At 31.3% G+C, this 15454-nt stretch carries 15 protein-coding genes; 10 read left to right on the forward strand and 5 right to left on the reverse strand.

The annotated features are described in order from the left end of the window. Positions 1 to 123 precede the first annotated feature (123 nt). A complete protein-coding gene (locus ACQH1V_RS00895; RefSeq protein ID WP_425360509.1) occupies positions 124 to 747 on the reverse strand; it encodes an HD domain-containing protein in 624 nt (207 codons plus the stop codon). 196 nt (positions 748 to 943) lie between these two features. On the opposite strand from ACQH1V_RS00895, the gene ACQH1V_RS00900 reads away from it, so the two are divergent. The 3 genes from ACQH1V_RS00900 (at position 944) to ACQH1V_RS00910 (ending at position 4428) form a co-directional block, all read left to right on the forward strand. After that, on the forward strand, positions 944 to 1699 hold the full coding sequence (locus ACQH1V_RS00900; protein WP_425360510.1) for a class I SAM-dependent methyltransferase: 756 nt from the start codon (positions 944 to 946) through the stop codon (positions 1697 to 1699). A gap of 62 nt (positions 1700 to 1761) precedes the next feature. Next, positions 1762 to 3105: a hypothetical protein gene (locus tag ACQH1V_RS00905; protein ID WP_425360511.1), complete on the forward strand. Its 1344-nt coding sequence runs from the start codon at positions 1762 to 1764 to the stop codon at positions 3103 to 3105. Between the two features lie 6 nt (positions 3106 to 3111). Next, positions 3112 to 4428 carry an NAD(P)-dependent oxidoreductase gene (locus ACQH1V_RS00910; RefSeq protein ID WP_425360512.1) on the forward strand — a complete coding sequence of 439 codons (1317 nt, stop codon included), beginning with the start codon at positions 3112 to 3114 and terminating at the stop codon, positions 4426 to 4428. Positions 4429 to 4644: 216 nt separating this feature from the next. On the opposite strand, the gene ACQH1V_RS00915 is transcribed toward ACQH1V_RS00910, so the two are convergent. Further along, a complete protein-coding gene (locus ACQH1V_RS00915) occupies positions 4645 to 6414 on the reverse strand; it encodes an ABC transporter ATP-binding protein (protein ID WP_425360513.1) in 1770 nt (589 codons plus the stop codon). A 115-nt stretch (positions 6415 to 6529) separates the two neighbouring features. On the opposite strand from ACQH1V_RS00915, the gene ACQH1V_RS00920 reads away from it, so the two are divergent. Next, positions 6530 to 6787, forward strand: a complete 258-nt coding sequence (locus ACQH1V_RS00920) for a DUF2671 domain-containing protein (protein ID WP_250311591.1) — start codon at positions 6530 to 6532, stop codon at positions 6785 to 6787. A 197-nt stretch (positions 6788 to 6984) separates the two neighbouring features. Then, complete coding sequence (locus tag ACQH1V_RS00925) at positions 6985 to 7512, forward strand: copper chaperone PCu(A)C (RefSeq protein WP_425360514.1); 528 nt, start codon at positions 6985 to 6987, stop codon at positions 7510 to 7512. Positions 7513 to 7545: 33 nt separating this feature from the next. Here ACQH1V_RS00925 and truA read toward each other — a convergent pair whose 3' ends face one another. After that, entirely contained in the window at positions 7546 to 8382 is an 837-nt protein-coding gene (gene truA / locus ACQH1V_RS00930; RefSeq protein ID WP_425360515.1) for a tRNA pseudouridine(38-40) synthase TruA, read from the reverse strand. A gap of 83 nt (positions 8383 to 8465) precedes the next feature. On the opposite strand from truA, the gene ACQH1V_RS00935 reads away from it, so the two are divergent. From ACQH1V_RS00935 to ACQH1V_RS00955, 5 genes are all read left to right on the forward strand, one after another. Continuing rightward, positions 8466 to 8972 (forward strand): DNA-3-methyladenine glycosylase, encoded by a 507-nt coding sequence (locus tag ACQH1V_RS00935; RefSeq protein ID WP_425360516.1) that lies wholly within the window; start codon positions 8466 to 8468, stop codon positions 8970 to 8972. Between the two features lie 93 nt (positions 8973 to 9065). Continuing rightward, complete coding sequence (locus tag ACQH1V_RS00940) at positions 9066 to 9125, forward strand: hypothetical protein (RefSeq protein ID WP_425360920.1); 60 nt, start codon at positions 9066 to 9068, stop codon at positions 9123 to 9125. A 386-nt stretch (positions 9126 to 9511) separates the two neighbouring features. Next, positions 9512 to 10558: an IS110 family transposase gene (locus ACQH1V_RS00945; protein ID WP_425360517.1), complete on the forward strand. Its 1047-nt coding sequence runs from the start codon at positions 9512 to 9514 to the stop codon at positions 10556 to 10558. Positions 10559 to 10983: 425 nt separating this feature from the next. Next, positions 10984 to 12363 carry an MFS transporter gene (locus tag ACQH1V_RS00950; protein ID WP_425360518.1) on the forward strand — a complete coding sequence of 460 codons (1380 nt, stop codon included), beginning with the start codon at positions 10984 to 10986 and terminating at the stop codon, positions 12361 to 12363. An 8-nt stretch (positions 12364 to 12371) separates the two neighbouring features. After that, the gene (locus ACQH1V_RS00955) at positions 12372 to 13703 is read left to right on the forward strand and encodes an MFS transporter (protein ID WP_425360519.1); all 1332 of its coding nucleotides are present in this window, start codon (positions 12372 to 12374) and stop codon (positions 13701 to 13703) included. Here ACQH1V_RS00955 and ACQH1V_RS00960 read toward each other — a convergent pair. Next, positions 13664 to 14350, reverse strand: coding sequence for an HD domain-containing protein (locus ACQH1V_RS00960; protein WP_425360520.1), 687 nt, complete (start codon positions 14348 to 14350; stop codon positions 13664 to 13666). The two genes, ACQH1V_RS00955 and ACQH1V_RS00960, sit on opposite strands and share 40 nt — an antisense overlap. Before the next feature lie 445 nt (positions 14351 to 14795). Further along, complete coding sequence (locus tag ACQH1V_RS00965) at positions 14796 to 15071, reverse strand: RC1041 family protein (protein WP_341749116.1); 276 nt, start codon at positions 15069 to 15071, stop codon at positions 14796 to 14798. Between the last annotated feature and the right edge of the window lie 383 nt (positions 15072 to 15454).

Here is a 15454-nt window from a genome sequence, read left to right on the forward strand (position 1 = left end):
TAATTGGTAATTTTGTTGTCAAAACTCGTCTCCGTTCCTCACGTACATCTTAGTACGCTGCGGTACTCGACTTCGTTTTTCCTAAAAATTCCTCAATTATCTTTAGGTTATGCAAGAGGTCTATTACAATTTTGGCTTTAAACATAATTGGCGTAGCTCATTTTCAATTGTCGAGCCAAAATATTTAGCTAGTGGTAAAAAACTATACTTAGTCTCTTGTATTATTTTCTTTATTTTTTCAGGTGGTTTAATTTCAATTGTTTGCATATTATGGATTCGATCACACAATTTAATAAGCAATATGTCATATTTACCTTGAAGCCATAACGACTCTACCATTTCCTTTGAGCTAATTTTTCGATCCATTTTTATTCTAGTTAAGTCCTGAACTTGACTGGCAACTAACTTACCAAAATTATTGGCAATTATTTTTTCAGTAATCTCTGTATCTTCAATCGTATCGTGTAGTACACATGTAACCAGTAAATCTGTTCTAAAAAATTTTATATTCTCCCGTGAAGTATAGTTAGTAAAAATACAAGCAACTTCAATTGGATGAGAATAAAAAGGTTCCCCTGAATCTCGCTTTTGCTTACCATGGTACTCTTTGGCGTAGTAAATAGCTTTTTTTACTTTGAGAATATCTATCGTATCTGTCTTGTCATTTAACAGTAATAGTTTATCTAGTAACTTATTTGAATAGCAACAAGTTTCGAATTGTGATTTCCAACAATTAGCCTCTTTCATACAATTTTATTTTTATTTATTACTATTGTAAATAAAACATATAAAAAACCATTTCGTAAGATAGAAATTCAGTGGCAAAAAAAGCTTGCTATTTTTACCGGCATTTATAGGAGGGTAAAATGCTTAATAAATCGTTGCATTGTATTGCATTTAAAATGATAATAAGTACTTATTATCAAATCTATAAAATAGTATTATGGACATTTGGAAATTGAGCAACATTGCTAACTCGTACAGTGAAACAAAGGAATATAGGTTTAACAATTATGTTGTTAATCCACATATCAAAAATTTAATAGGTAGTGCAAAAGATAAGGCTCTATTAGAGGTAGGATGTGGATTTGGTAGGTACTTAGAGATTTTTTCCAAAGAATGTCCACTAAAATTAGTAGGATGTGATCTTTCTTATTATCAAATAGAATTATGTAAACAATACGTACAAAATAATAATATTGGGCTACATGTATTAGATTTCTCTGATTCTGCCAGCCCTGAGATAGTAGGTCAAGGTGAATATGATATTGTTTTCAATATTTTTGTAATTTTATACATAGATACTTTAGAGAAACTTAAAGCATTTATTACAAATTGTTATAAATGCTTAAAAAAAGGTGGAAAGGTTTTAATATGTACTTTAGATATTTTAAGTGCTTCATTTTACCCAGAGGTTTTTAGTATATTAAAACTTCCTACAAGACCTTTGTACAACAATCAATATAGTGATGGTTGTCCAATAGAAATAAGTATCACAAATGATTGTGTGGTAACGTCTTATCAGAGAGATTTTGATACTTTAAAATCACTAATGACAGAAGTAGGCTTTAAAAATATAAAAAAGTATGATTTATTTTTAGATAAAGTTGCTTTACAGGTTTTTACAGATGAGGAATTAAATATTATAAAAAAGTCTAATATACTTCTACTTATAACAGCAGAAAAATTAAATGATTAGTAACATTGGTATTAAAATTACTATGTTAAAAATCTTTACAATATCTTATTTAAGTAATGAATATGTTTAATACTCTTGATCAATATGTTCAATTAAATATTGAGCAAGTAAAATGGAGAGAAGTTAGAGATGTGGTACATAGGTGCAATCCTACATTAGCAGAGAAATGCGATAATATTAATAAAGATGCGGAATATCCTTTATTCAAAATGTACTATCCTTATGGTGCATTTATTGTTGATAAAGGAGAATTTTACTTACCAACTTTAGATGGTAAAACAATCTCTATAGAAGATAAGTGTATTCCACCAATTTTAAAAACAAATCTAGGGTATAGCCAAATCCCCTTATCCCTTATTATTGATAAGGCTAGTGAAGTCTTTGTTGAAGCGCAAAATAGAGTAATCTCACTTAACTTTCTTAACATAGGGGAAATGTTTGGTTTATTTGAATTAATGAATCTATTCGGTCTAGGATCCCAACACTCTTCGTTAAATACTCCTATTTGGAATATATCAGCTGGAGCACGTTCGACATTTATGATTCCAAGCATTTCTGACATGATCAGTCATACTAGAATCAAAAAAAAATTCGGTAAAGATATTCATGTTCCTTGTAATATTACAGATCATTGGCAAACATTTGTAGATATTCACAAATATAACTGCAATACAAAATCTTGGTATAATACAGTCTTAGTCTTCTCAAGTGGGTGGTTTTTAGATAAAAATAATCATGCATATATTGAATTATATAAATACTTAGTTAGTAAATGTTGGCAACAATTTCAGTTATTAGAGGATTTTACGGAATTCAGTTTGTTATGGTCATTTTTTATACATGCCATTAGTAAACGTAATTTAAAACCAAGACCCTACTTAATTGATACTATAAAACATTTGATTTTGATTGCTAAAGATTTAGGTATCGCATTTAAACCAACTATGAATGATACAGCATTACCAATGAGTTTAATACAACAAGTATATAAGGATGATTATCGTTTAAAAGATTATATACCAACTATTATGCAACCAACAAAGCTTACAAAAGAAAGTAGAGTTTATTATTCCCTTAGCTATCCTAGTTTACGTGATAGTTCACCCTATTTAAAAAATCCTCCCAGTATAATTGAAGATCAAAGAGAAATAAAAAAATTATTAGATATATTAATAAATATTATCCATCAGATTGATACTTTGAATACTAATTCACTTAAAAATATAAATTTTGAGCTGTTTCATTCTAATAATGATCCATTTGGTCAAATATTACCTAACAGAACTATACCAGAAACAGATTCTAGATTTCTAGAATCTGCTTCTAATGAAGATAAAAGATTATTCTGTTCTTCATCTAGCTTCTTCAATGGTTGTATCGCTATATATACTACAAACTTAACCTAAGGCGTTATGAGTAATACTGAGCATAAACAAAAAATATTACCAGTCTTGCAAACTATAGTAGATAGGTTAAAGGTTTGTAAGGATATCAATTTAACAGATGTAACATTTGTTTGTATACAACATCTTCTATTTACAACAATTGACCTAATAAAATCTCTTATCATGCTCGGTGCCAAGCCAAGCAACATTCATATAATGGGTAAAATATATTCAACTTGTCCAGAGGTGGTAGAGCAAATTATAAAATTAGGAGTAATACACTATCATTGTACCCAACCCCAGCAATTGGGTAATTTCAATGATTGCTTTAATAAAGATATAGCTAATATGTGGAATAAGGTTAGCAATACCTTAATCAATACAAAATCTAATAATATTATTATCCTTGATGACGGTAGTAAGTGTATAACAAATATTCCAAAATCTTTAAGTGACAATTATACAGTTTTTGCTGTAGAACAAACATCTTCAGGTATAGCTCACATTAAAAAAACTAACATTACTGTACCCGTAGTTAATGTTGCTTTTTCTGCTGCAAAACAATTATTAGAATCTCCAATGATTGCAAGAGCTGTTGAAATCAAACTTGATAAATTCTTGTCACTACGTAGTAGTGGGCTTACGTCAGGAGTAGTCGGACTTGGAGTAATAGGAAGGGCTGTTGTTCAGAAACTTTTATCGTTTAATCATAAAGTAATAGTTTACGATAAGATCAAAGAAAAATGTAATTTCATAAATTCCGTTAAGGTTGTTAATAGTACTCAATTGCTATTTCAGGAAGCAGATTATATTTTTGGTTGTACGGGTGAAGATATTAGTATTTCTATTAATATAAATGAGATACAAGGAATCAAAAATTTAATCAGCTGCTCATCACAAGATATTGAGTTTCAATCGTTACTTAAAATCATTCAAAATAATTATCCCAATATGATCTCAGATGTACTAAGTAATCTATGTTTACCTTTAGATAATGGTATAATTAAAATATATAGAGGTGGATATCCGATAAATCTAGATAATTCTGGTGAATCTGTGCCAGCTCAAGATATACAACTTACTCGTGGATTGTTATTAGGTGGGATTATACAAGCTATATTTCAATTAATTCAAGAACCTAAGCTGGAATCTAAACAATATATGCTAGATCCTAAAATACAGAAGTTAATAGTACAAGAATTAATGATAAATAGACTAAGCCAGATATCGGATGAGTCGTTAGTTATGAACTTTTTGGACGAAGAATGGATCAAAAATAATTCTATCGGGTGTTCTACGAAGAAACCTATTATTTTCCCAGAAAGTTTATTTAATGTAACTTAAGATTATTTTAGAAACTCACCTTACGCATGGCATTTAAAAAGGTCATGAAAATAGCTTAGCGTCATTGCGAGCCACCGTAGGTGGCGTGGCAACCCATTTCTAATCATTTTTCTGGATTGCTTCGTCGACCTTACGGTCTCCTCGCAATGACGGTTTCTCAATTATTGTTTTCTTAAACTAACGCTTATGGGGGTATGCGTAAGGTGAGTTAGAAATTTAAATTATCAAACCTTTCGCTTGTGATTTCCATAACTTTTTGTACAGTTTACTGTTTTTTAATAGTTCCTCATGCGATCCATCTTCGACTATACTACCCGCATCAAAAACTAGAAGTCTATCCATATTCAACAAAGTCGATAATCTATGAGCTATAACTAATACAGTTTTATTTTGCATTAAGTAAGATAGAGAATCTTGTATTAAGCTCTCAGTTTCACTATCTAAACTGCTTGTTGCTTCATCAAGGATTAATATAGGAGCATTCTTTAATATTGCCCGGGCGATTACTATTCTCTGTCTTTGACCACCTGACAAATTATTACCCCTTTCACCACATAAGCTTTGGTACCCTTCCGGCATGGCGGCAATAACTTGATGTATATGAGCTGCTCTTGCCGCCTCTATTACTTCTTCTAAGCTAGCATCTTTTTTTCCATATCTAATATTATCGATAATTGTCCTATGAAATAGGATTGGTTCTTGTGGTATTATGCTAATATTATCTCGCAAAGAGTCTTGAGTTACATATCTAATATTTTGCCCATCAATTAAAATTTCTCCTTGGTCTATATCATGCAACCGTGTAATAAGATTGATAAAAGTTGTTTTTCCTGAGCCAGAAAATCCTACTAATCCGACCTTTTGTTGACTCAAAATTGTAATAGATTTATTCTCAAATAAATTATTATTATGGTAATATTTAAAACTAACATTTTTAAATGCTATCTCACCTTTTGCAACCCTTAGAAGATGGGGATTGTCAATATCTTTTATAATATGAGGTTTCATCAATGATAAAGTTTGATGAAAAGAACCAAATTCTTCAAACATATCCCCTATTTCTTGCGTTAAATCCCAAATTTCAGTAGTAACAGCCATACACAAAGTAAGTATCAAGACACAATCTCCTATAGTTATTTGCATTTGACTACGAAGCTGTGCCAAATAATAAATCATGATAAAAATCATTATAGCACAGATTATTCCTAGTACGTTACGTAGCTTCCACATGAAAAACTGCATAATTTGTTCATTGACTATCGCATTATCTATTCTTGCTTCTAGATTTTGACGTTCAAATCTATGAGAAGTAAACATCCGTACTGTACTAATATTGGATATCAAATCCACAATCTTACCGGCAACTATTGATTTACTTCGGGCATAATTTACTGAATATTTATTTACTGTACTTGAAAAAATAACAGTAATTCCTATAAAAAGACAAATAAATATCAGGAATATAGTGAAAAATATTTGATGAACCGAGTACATGGCTACTAGAGAGAAGACAATTACAGCTAACTTATATATAATTTTTTCACCAAATAACGATAGAACCATTTCAAAAGACCTAGAAGCTTCAGTAATACGATTGGTAATATAACCAGCCAGGTTTTCTTGAAAAAATTTATGATTATGATACTGAGTATAATTATACATCTCATCTAGTATCTGTCCTTTGATATAGGGTATTGTTTTTAGATAAACATAATCATAAACCCGCCATATAACATTGACACCCATCCACCAAACTGCATATATTATTGCCCAATACATCATAGAGGAAGGTAGATATTTAGCTTCTTCATCAGAGAAAGACTCTAGCAAATTTATAATCTTTTGGAGCAATACACCATCAATAGTAGGTATCGTTCCCAACATTATGCATAACAAACCTAAAACGATTAGTTTAATTTTTCTTTTCTTTAAGAAATAGAAAAATAGCCTTATTGACGAGTTTGAAAAATCAATATTTTCTAGCACTACACACACCTCATTATAAAAAAACTAATTATACTAAAATTAACCTAATAACAAACCTTGCCACTTTACTACAAAACTGCTATAAAACAGTACAGAATATCTGAAGTTATCTAGAATGAAAGAAAAAAACATACCTATTTTGAATAGCCTAACTAAGAAAGCTACCAATTCATTAGATACTGATAATAATCCTTTTTTTAATGTTAGATATATTTGTCAATCAACGACTCTAATTACTGAATCTATCCAAAAAGGTTTTGATGTTGCACAGTTATCTAATGGAGACATTACAGTTACGGAAATTAAAACAGTAAATGTTCACTATAATTGGGATCCTGTTAAACAAAAATTTATTAAAATAAACCAAAATTAGAATTATATACTAAATATACTTAGTGTATGTATAATATAGTGTATACTATAATAGATCTGTTGCATAACCTAATCTAATTGGTAATTTTGTTGTCAAAACTCGTCTCCGTTCCTCACGTACATCTTAGTACACTGCGGTATTCGACTTCGTTTTTCCTAAAAATTCCTCAATTATCTTTAGGTTATGCAAGAGGTCTAATGAATGACTCGAGTAACTTAATTTATGAGGATAATATGATACTGAAGAATATAATAGCCATCATTGCTACCATCCTATGTTTTAGCCTGTCAGTATGCTTTGCCGCCGCTCCAAACAACAGTAATCCGGATAATACGGCGACATTAGCTACTTCCATTGACACACGAAACGCTTGGGCAAGACCTTCCATATCAACTACTATTGGCAAACGTAATAATTCTGCAATATATCTTGAAATAGTTAATAATTCTGATACAAATTATAATTTAGTAAATGTTTCTTCCGAGGTCGCTAACAAGGTTGAATTACATAAAAGTTTTGTTGACGAAAAAGGTGTTAGCAAAATGGTACAACTAGATAAGCTAGTCATTCCAGCGAAAACTAGTGCTATTTTACAGCCAGGCGGTATGCATATTATGCTTTTGGATTTAAAAACTACACTAAAAGTTGGTGATAAATTTGATTTACTTTTATATTTCGATAACAACATTAAGAAAGTTGTACAAGTAGAAGTAAAGACCCAATAAATAATTATTTTGCATTAGCCACTACTTTAAAAGTTATTTAAACAATTTTTGAAGTAGTGATAAGTCATTATAGTCAACTCTAAGGAAATACAGCCCACATGCCGGAGCCTTTGCTCCGGCTATTTCTCTTTTTTTAGCATTCAGAACTCTTTGGATATCATCTTCCTGCCATATATTTCGTCCAACTAATACTAAACTACCAACAATATTTCGAACCATATTATGTAAAAAAGATCGAGCAGAAAAATATATTTTTATTTCTTCATTTTTTTGGATAATAATTAATTCGGATAAGGTTTTTATAGGTGACTTTGCTTGGCAAAATTTACCTCTAAATGAGCTAAAATCATGATGTCCTATGAGGTAGGAAGCCCCGCGTCTCATTGCTTCAACGTCAAGAGGTTGTTTTATCCACCAAGCACGATTTAAATCTATTATAACTTGGCTAGGTCTATTGATAATTCTATAGACATAATGACGTTCTAAAGCAGAAAATCTTGCATGAAAATCTTTGTCTACTAGAACACAATCAACTACCGCTATATTGTAAGATCTCACAAAATAGTTGATAGCCTGCATAACTTTATAAGGACACATATATTTCACTAAATCGAAATGTGCTACTTGCCCTAAAGCATGAACCCCTGCATCAGTCCTGCCAGCTCCATGAACCGTTACTATTTCACCAGTAAATTTATGGATACCATCTTCCAGTGTTTGTTGAATAGATAAAGCACCTTTCTGCTTCTGCCAGCCAACAAAAGCAGTTCCTAAATATTCAATAGTAATTTTATATCGATAAAAATCTAAATTCTTATCGATCTGCAAAATTGATGAATTATCATGATCTTTAATATCATTATCATGCATACTCAAATGATTGCCTCTTTTTGGTTCATAATCTACATAAGAATATGTTATAATGGGTCTTCTTCTTTTTTGCAAAGGCTAAGATGTCTACAATAGTTCCAAAATCATTCTATGAAAGAGATACGCTTATTGTATCACAGGAACTACTGGGCAAGGTTCTGTGTTTTGGTAATATAGAGGCACGAATTATTGAAACAGAAGCTTATGTTGGAGAAGATGATCCTGCTTGCCATGCAGTCAGGGGGATAACACCTCGTACAAAGCTTATGTATGGTTCTGCAGGTAATGCCTATGTATATTTAATTTATGGTATGTATTATTGTTTAAATATAGTGACAGAAAAACCAGGGTTTCCAGCTGCTGTATTAATTAGAGGAGTATATCAATACAAACCTTCAGCAGTTTTACTTGATGGGCCTGGTAAATTATGTCGTACCCTTGGAATTAATAAAACCCAAAATGGTCAAGATATGACTAGTAATCAATCCTTTTGTGTTATTGACGTAGGTGATACTCCTCAATTTATTACTACCCCTAGAATTGGCATTAGCAAAGGTACCGACAAACTTTGGCGTTATTTAGTACGATAATTAGGTCATTAAATTTTATATGTAAAGCTTCAGAGAGCTTGCAATGAAAGAATCACGAAAATTAGCTATAGAGAAAATATTACTACAGTAATCATCCCCGAAGGAAATAAAAGAGATATTGCTAAAATACCACACGAAATTAAGGGGTATTAACCATCAAAACCATATCTAATGCCAGTGAATTATTGAACATTGTTTTTATTAAGAACAATAAATATATTTTAATAAAAAATTAGTTGACTATTCAATGCAGGTTATATTTAATTCTTTAGATGAGTGAATGACAGAATATGGGTAAAAATGTTATTGCGAGAAGGCGTAAGCCAACGAAGCAATCCTGTTTTGTCCCCCTTGTGTAAAATGTCATACCTGCGTAGGCAGGTATCTAGATTCCGCACCGAAGCGGAAATGACAAATTAGATGCTGGAATGATGGTATGGACGAGTGAAGCGAAATATGCTTTACTTGTACGGAGTCAGCTGAAAAATAGTTTTCAGCTGCTCCAAATTAAATAATAATTTAATTAATAGGTCCATACCATGATAAATAATAGCATAAAAAATACTATAATAGGAATAGATTTAGCAAAAAATAGTATGCACTTGGTGCAAGTCGATCAAAATGGCAAAAAAATAGGTTACCAAAAAGTTACAAGAGATGAGTTAATAGCCTATTTAAGCAATCTCGATAAAAGTTCATTGGTAGCTATGGAGGCATGTGGAGGAGCTAATTATTGGTCACAGGAAATTGCTAAGCTTGGTTTGCAAGTCAAACTAATGAAAACAAAAGATGTAAAAGTTTATGCTACATCGAAACAGAAAAATGATTATAACGATGCGTTAGTAATATGCAAAGCGGCTCGTGATCCAGAATTAAAAACTGTGCTACTAAAAAGCAAGGAGGAACAAGATATAAAATTCTTGCATAAAATTAGAAGTAATACGATCAGAGATCGTGTGCAAAAAACTAATTCTACAATATCAAGTTTATGTGAATATGGCTATAATACAAAATTAAGTAAAAATAAATTTTGCAAATCATGTAGGCTGGAGGTAGAGTTAGCGTATAGTAAAGGTTATATAAATTCTGGGGTAAGGTCAATTTTACTTTTAGAATGTAAAGAAATTGAGGATTTATGTGACAAAGAAAAAACTTTAGAAAAGCTGATTATCAGCAATAATAAGCAAAGTGAGAAAGCTACTAGGTTGCAGACAATTTTTGGCATTGGAGCAATCAATGCTAGTTGTTTGAGTGTAGCCCCAATGGAAAGTTATCCAACCCCGAGGGATTTTGCTGCTTCGCTTGGTTTGGTACCAAAGCAACATAGCTCAGGAGATAAGATAGTTTTAGGAGGGATTACCAAACAAGGAGATAGATATGCCAGAACTATGTTGATTCAAGCCGCAAGGACAATAGCAATAAGAGCAAAAAGTGATAAGGAATCAAAAGATAAACTAGTGCAGTGGGCAGTGAAGAAATTTGCTGAAAATAAATCATATAATATTATATGTGTTGGTTTAGCAAATAAGTTAGCAAGGATTGCTTATGCAGTAGTCACCAATGGTAGCGAATATGTTGCAAATTAGTTTAGTTGGAAAAAAAGAAGAAACTATGTCAACTAAATAAAAATTGGTAATTGATAAATATTGTGAGTAAAGAATAGTAACAATAAAGAGAACGAAAGTTAAAGAGTTAATGAATAAGTATTCTGAATAAAATCCGTAATTATGTCGAGGCTCTAGAAGCCGTGGGAATGAGAGGTCACTCAAGGATATTTATAAGAATGCAGAAACCATTATGGCACTTGATGCCGAATATATGACCGCTTCCTTTGTGGCTCTATTTTTTTATTTTCTTTCTTGACAAATTCACTCGTCCATATATGACAGAATAAAAATTATTTTTCTTATATCACTTAGTGCAGCGATAAAATACTATATACTAAATATATTAACACAAAATATTGAAAAAATATGAGCTATCATAAGTCAACAACAAAATCAGAGCAACTATGAGTAAAGTTGTTCAAGAAAATGCCAGAATTATCCCTGATCGCCAGACTAGCCTTACAAAAGAACAAAAAGAAGCCATCGGGTTACTCTCAGTAGGTACCTTTCTTGAGTATTTTGATCTGATGCTATATGTCCATATGGCAGGGCTGCTTAATGAGTTATTTTTTGAGCCAACTGATGCTCGCTCAACCTCTTTAATGATGACTTTTGCTTTTTGTGCTACCTTTGTTTTTCGACCGATTGGGGCAGTAATATTTGGTTGGTTGGGTGATAATATTGGGCGTAAATCTACCGTAATCATCACAACTTTTATGATGGCGTTTTCGTGCCTTGTTATGGCTAATTTACCTACCTATGCTCAGATAGGGGTGACAGCTACCTGGATAGTAACCATTTGCCGGGCTATGCAGGGTATATCTTCTATGGGAGAGATGACAGGAGTAGAGCTTTATTTAACCGAAACGCTTAAGCCACCAATCCAATACGCAAGTGTGTCATTGATATGGGCTTTTAGTTCTTTAGGAGAGTTAGTGGCTTTAGGGGTTGCCTCACTTGTAACTTCGTATGGTTTTAACTGGCGTCTGGCATTTTGGCTGGGGGCAACAGTGGCATTGATTGGGTCTGTGGCAAGGACAAAGTTGCGAGAAACCCCAGAATTTGCTGATGCCAAACGTCGAATAAAAAAAATTTTTAAAAAAACTAATACTGATACATCTGGCTTAAAGGATAACCCGATGTGGCAAGAAAAAGTTGATAAAAAAACTATTCTAGCTTTCTTTTTATTACAATGTGCTGGACCGATATGTTTTTATTTCCTTTATATATATTGTGCTAATATTTTAAAAACTAACTTTGGTTATAGCATAGCTGAAATTATTCAGCATAATTTTATGGTTTGTCTAATGGAACTTATAACTTTATTAACATTATCTTATTTAAGTTTTAAAGTATATCCATTAGTAACCGTAAAAATTATACTGATCATATCTGCTATTTTTATCTTATTTTGTCCATATTTATTGAATAATATTAATTCCCCTTATCAATTATTGTTGATCCAATTCGTTATAGTTTTATTGGAGGAGTGCTTAGGTACATCTGCTCCCATTTTTTATAAAAACTTTCCAGTCTTTAAACGTTTTACTTGTGTTGGTATGGTACGTGCTGTATCTCGGGCTTTGATGTATATAATCATTGCTTTTGGGTTTGCTTACATTACTGACTATTTTGGTCATTGGGGATTATTGGTTGTTATGATTCCAATAATTATCGGTTTTGCCTACGGATTATTTTATTTTGATAGATTGGCAAAAAAGTATGGTGATTTACCTATTGCTTTTAGAAATACGGCTACTTATTCCGAAGAAAACAATTATTAGAGTTAGTTATGAGTAAAGTTGTTCAAGAAAATGCCAGAATTATCCCTGATCGCCAGACTAGCCTTACAAAAGAACAAAAAGAAGCTGTTGGGTTACTTTCAATAGGAACTTTCCTAGAATATTTTGACTTAATGCTATATGTCCATATGGCAGTTTTTCTCAATAACCTATTTTTCCCTAAAAATGACCCAGAATCTGCCTCTTTTTTTGTTGCAATTGCATATAGTATCACTTTTGTTTTTAGACCATTCGGAGCATTATTGTTTGGTTGGATAGGAGATAATATTGGTCGAAAAGTAACTATCACTATTACAACCTTTATGATGGCAACCTCGTGTTTTATTATGGCTACCTTACCGACTTATGAACAAATTGGTATTACGGCTTCATGGATTATTTGTATATGCCGTGCAATACAAGGTATATCTTCCTTAGGTGAAAGGGTAGGAGCAGAACTATATTTAATGGAAATAACCAAACCACCAATACAATATCCTGTGGTAATGGTAATTGCGGTTTGTGCTTCCTTAGGGTCAATGGTTGCATTAGGCTTAGGGTTCTTAATTACCAATTATGGATTTAATTGGCGTTATCTTTTTGCCTTTGGAATAATAATTGCCACTATAGGTACAGTTGCTAGAACTAAGTTAAGAGAAACCCCAGAATTTGCTAATGCAAAATTACGATTAAAAGCATTTTTTGATCAGCACTATATTGATGAAAAAATATTAAAAGGTGATATAATTTTAGAAGAGAAAGTGCAAAAAAAAACGGTATTATTTTATTTTTTAATTCAATGTGCTGGTCCAGTGCCAACATATTTTGTGTATTTTTATTGTGGTAATATACTCAAGAATTCTTTTTTTTATAGTGTTGAAGATGTTCTTTATCATAACTTTTTTATTTCGATAATACAACTATTCACCATGTTGTTATTATCGTATCTAAGTTATAGGATATCTCCTTTAAAAATTATTAAAGTCAGGTGGGTAATTTTCTTTACTTTTATAATATTTTGCCCTTATTTTCTTGATAAAGTCAGCACCCCTATACATTTATTGATAATACAAATATTGATTATATTATTTGCACCTGACTCATCTCCAGCTAGTGCAATTTTTTATAAATATTTTCCTGTTTTTAAACGATTTACGTGTAGTAGTGTTGTATACGCCTTAGCACATGCCACAATCTCTATTGTTACCTCTTTTGGTTTCATATATTGTACAAAGTATATGGGGCAACTAGGAATATTATGTATTATGTTACCTATAGTAATAAGCTATGGATTTGGGGTATTTTACTTTGCAAGGTTAGAGAACCGTAACTGTGAATCATAGTTATTAGTTTTATAATAACTATGTATTACTTCAGAACATAATTTTGCAAAATTTTGTTCAATTTTTGGTGTATTGAAGTACATGCTAAGGCTCATAAACCTACTAAGAGTCTCTACTATGATTTTTCTTACTTTTTCAGGAGATTTAGCTCTTATAGTTTGCATATTATGCAGTCTATCAAATAGCTTAATCAATAATACATCATATTTCTTTTGTTGAAATAATATATTCAATATTTCTGCAGCACTAATCTTCCCATAGGATTTAATTCTAGTCAAATCTTCCACTTGCCTAGCGATTTGCTTGCTAAAGATCACAGCAATCATCTCTTCGGTAAAAGTTGTATCTTCAATAGTATCATGTAGTAAACTGGTAATGATCATATCAGTTCTGTAATATTTTGGCATTTCTAATGCTGTATATTCAGCAACCATATACGCCACCTCTATCGGGTGAGAATAATAAGGATCACCGGATTGTCGCATTTGGCTACCATGATATTTCTTGGCGTAATAGATACCTTTTGTAATCTCATTAATATTTACAGGTATAGTTACTTGCTGGTTTAGCTCAGATAATTTACTTAGTAACCTATCAGCATATTTACAATTTTCGTATTTTACTTGCCAATCACTAATATCTTCCATTTAAATACCTACATTACTTTAATAATAAAGTATATTTTAACTAAAAATAAAAATTATTGCAACAGTTTATTATATATTGGTTTAAAAAAATAGTAATTTTTATACTTTGTTACATTTAAGTTACAACCCCATCTTTTGTTTTCTCAAGTTGCTATAAAACTTTAATGCCATGTTACGATCGTGATATTGTTACAACTAGAAATTTTGTAGAAGTCAAGATTTGATCTTACAGACACTATAAATTTGCCCCTGATTGTTAGTTATATATTTTTTTTCAATAGCTAATTTCTTACTAATCTTGCCAACTTTGTATAAATTATAAAATCTAACCCAGATATTGTATAAAGGTGCCAATATTCACCTCTGAACCCCTTGTAATAATTTATCATGCAATATCTGGGCTAATAATACCATTTATATAATTTATTATAACTGTACTTCTCTCCTAATTTTCTTTCTTTGTATCTTGACTACTATTAATGATAGTTGATTGTTGTTGTCTCGCCAGTTTGTTCTTTTCTTCTATGTAATTAAGAAAAAAATGAGTAAATATTAAAAACCCTATTAACATCGGAATAAAAACAAATATAATCGCATTGCGTTTTCTAATAGATTCTTCACGATCTAAACGATCCTCTTGCTCCTCATATGTTTCCCCTAATTCATTACGCCATATATCTTCTTGAACTGAATTATCTTGATCTGAGTTGTTTTCTAGCATTTTATACCTTTTATTAAATATTATTTACAACGGCTTAGCGATTAAACTATAAAAAATTATATATTAATTTAAATTGAATTCATTATTTTTTTAATAAAAAATTAGTTGACTATTTAATGTAGGTTATATTTAATTAAAATTGTAACTATTACTAACAAAATTTAAACTTATAAAAAATATTCGTGAGAAAAAACACCACAACTGTTGAAAGTTACAGAAAGAAGCGGTTTTAGAGTCCATCATGGCAGTTTAAAAGTTGCAAAAAATAATCGGTGTTATGCTAGGAGGCAAGAAGTTAGAGCGAAGCAATCCTGTTTTGTGTCATATCTACGTATGCAGGTATCCAGATTCCCGCTTACGCAGGTATGATAATAAGTAGGCGG

The sequence above is a fragment of the Candidatus Tisiphia endosymbiont of Ceraclea dissimilis genome, from assembly GCF_964030735.1.
Lineage (GTDB): Bacteria > Pseudomonadota > Alphaproteobacteria > Rickettsiales > Rickettsiaceae > Tisiphia.

Coding starts and splice junctions, on each gene's coding strand:
- ACQH1V_RS00900 (WP_425360510.1), top strand. CDS start 944: ATGGACATTTGGAAATTGAGCAACATTGCTAACTCGTACAGTGAAACA.
- ACQH1V_RS00960 (WP_425360520.1), bottom strand. CDS start 14,350: ATGGAAGATATTAGTGATTGGCAAGTAAAATACGAAAATTGTAAATAT.
- ACQH1V_RS00925 (WP_425360514.1), top strand. CDS start 6,985: ATGAATGACTCGAGTAACTTAATTTATGAGGATAATATGATACTGAAG.
- ACQH1V_RS00955 (WP_425360519.1), top strand. CDS start 12,372: ATGAGTAAAGTTGTTCAAGAAAATGCCAGAATTATCCCTGATCGCCAG.
- ACQH1V_RS00920 (WP_250311591.1), top strand. CDS start 6,530: ATGAAAGAAAAAAACATACCTATTTTGAATAGCCTAACTAAGAAAGCT.
- truA (WP_425360515.1), bottom strand. CDS start 8,382: ATGCATGATAATGATATTAAAGATCATGATAATTCATCAATTTTGCAG.
- ACQH1V_RS00935 (WP_425360516.1), top strand. CDS start 8,466: ATGTCTACAATAGTTCCAAAATCATTCTATGAAAGAGATACGCTTATT.
- ACQH1V_RS00895 (WP_425360509.1), bottom strand. CDS start 747: ATGAAAGAGGCTAATTGTTGGAAATCACAATTCGAAACTTGTTGCTAT.
- ACQH1V_RS00965 (WP_341749116.1), bottom strand. CDS start 15,071: ATGCTAGAAAACAACTCAGATCAAGATAATTCAGTTCAAGAAGATATA.
- ACQH1V_RS00945 (WP_425360517.1), top strand. CDS start 9,512: ATGATAAATAATAGCATAAAAAATACTATAATAGGAATAGATTTAGCA.
- ACQH1V_RS00910 (WP_425360512.1), top strand. CDS start 3,112: ATGAGTAATACTGAGCATAAACAAAAAATATTACCAGTCTTGCAAACT.
- ACQH1V_RS00950 (WP_425360518.1), top strand. CDS start 10,984: ATGAGTAAAGTTGTTCAAGAAAATGCCAGAATTATCCCTGATCGCCAG.
- ACQH1V_RS00905 (WP_425360511.1), top strand. CDS start 1,762: ATGTTTAATACTCTTGATCAATATGTTCAATTAAATATTGAGCAAGTA.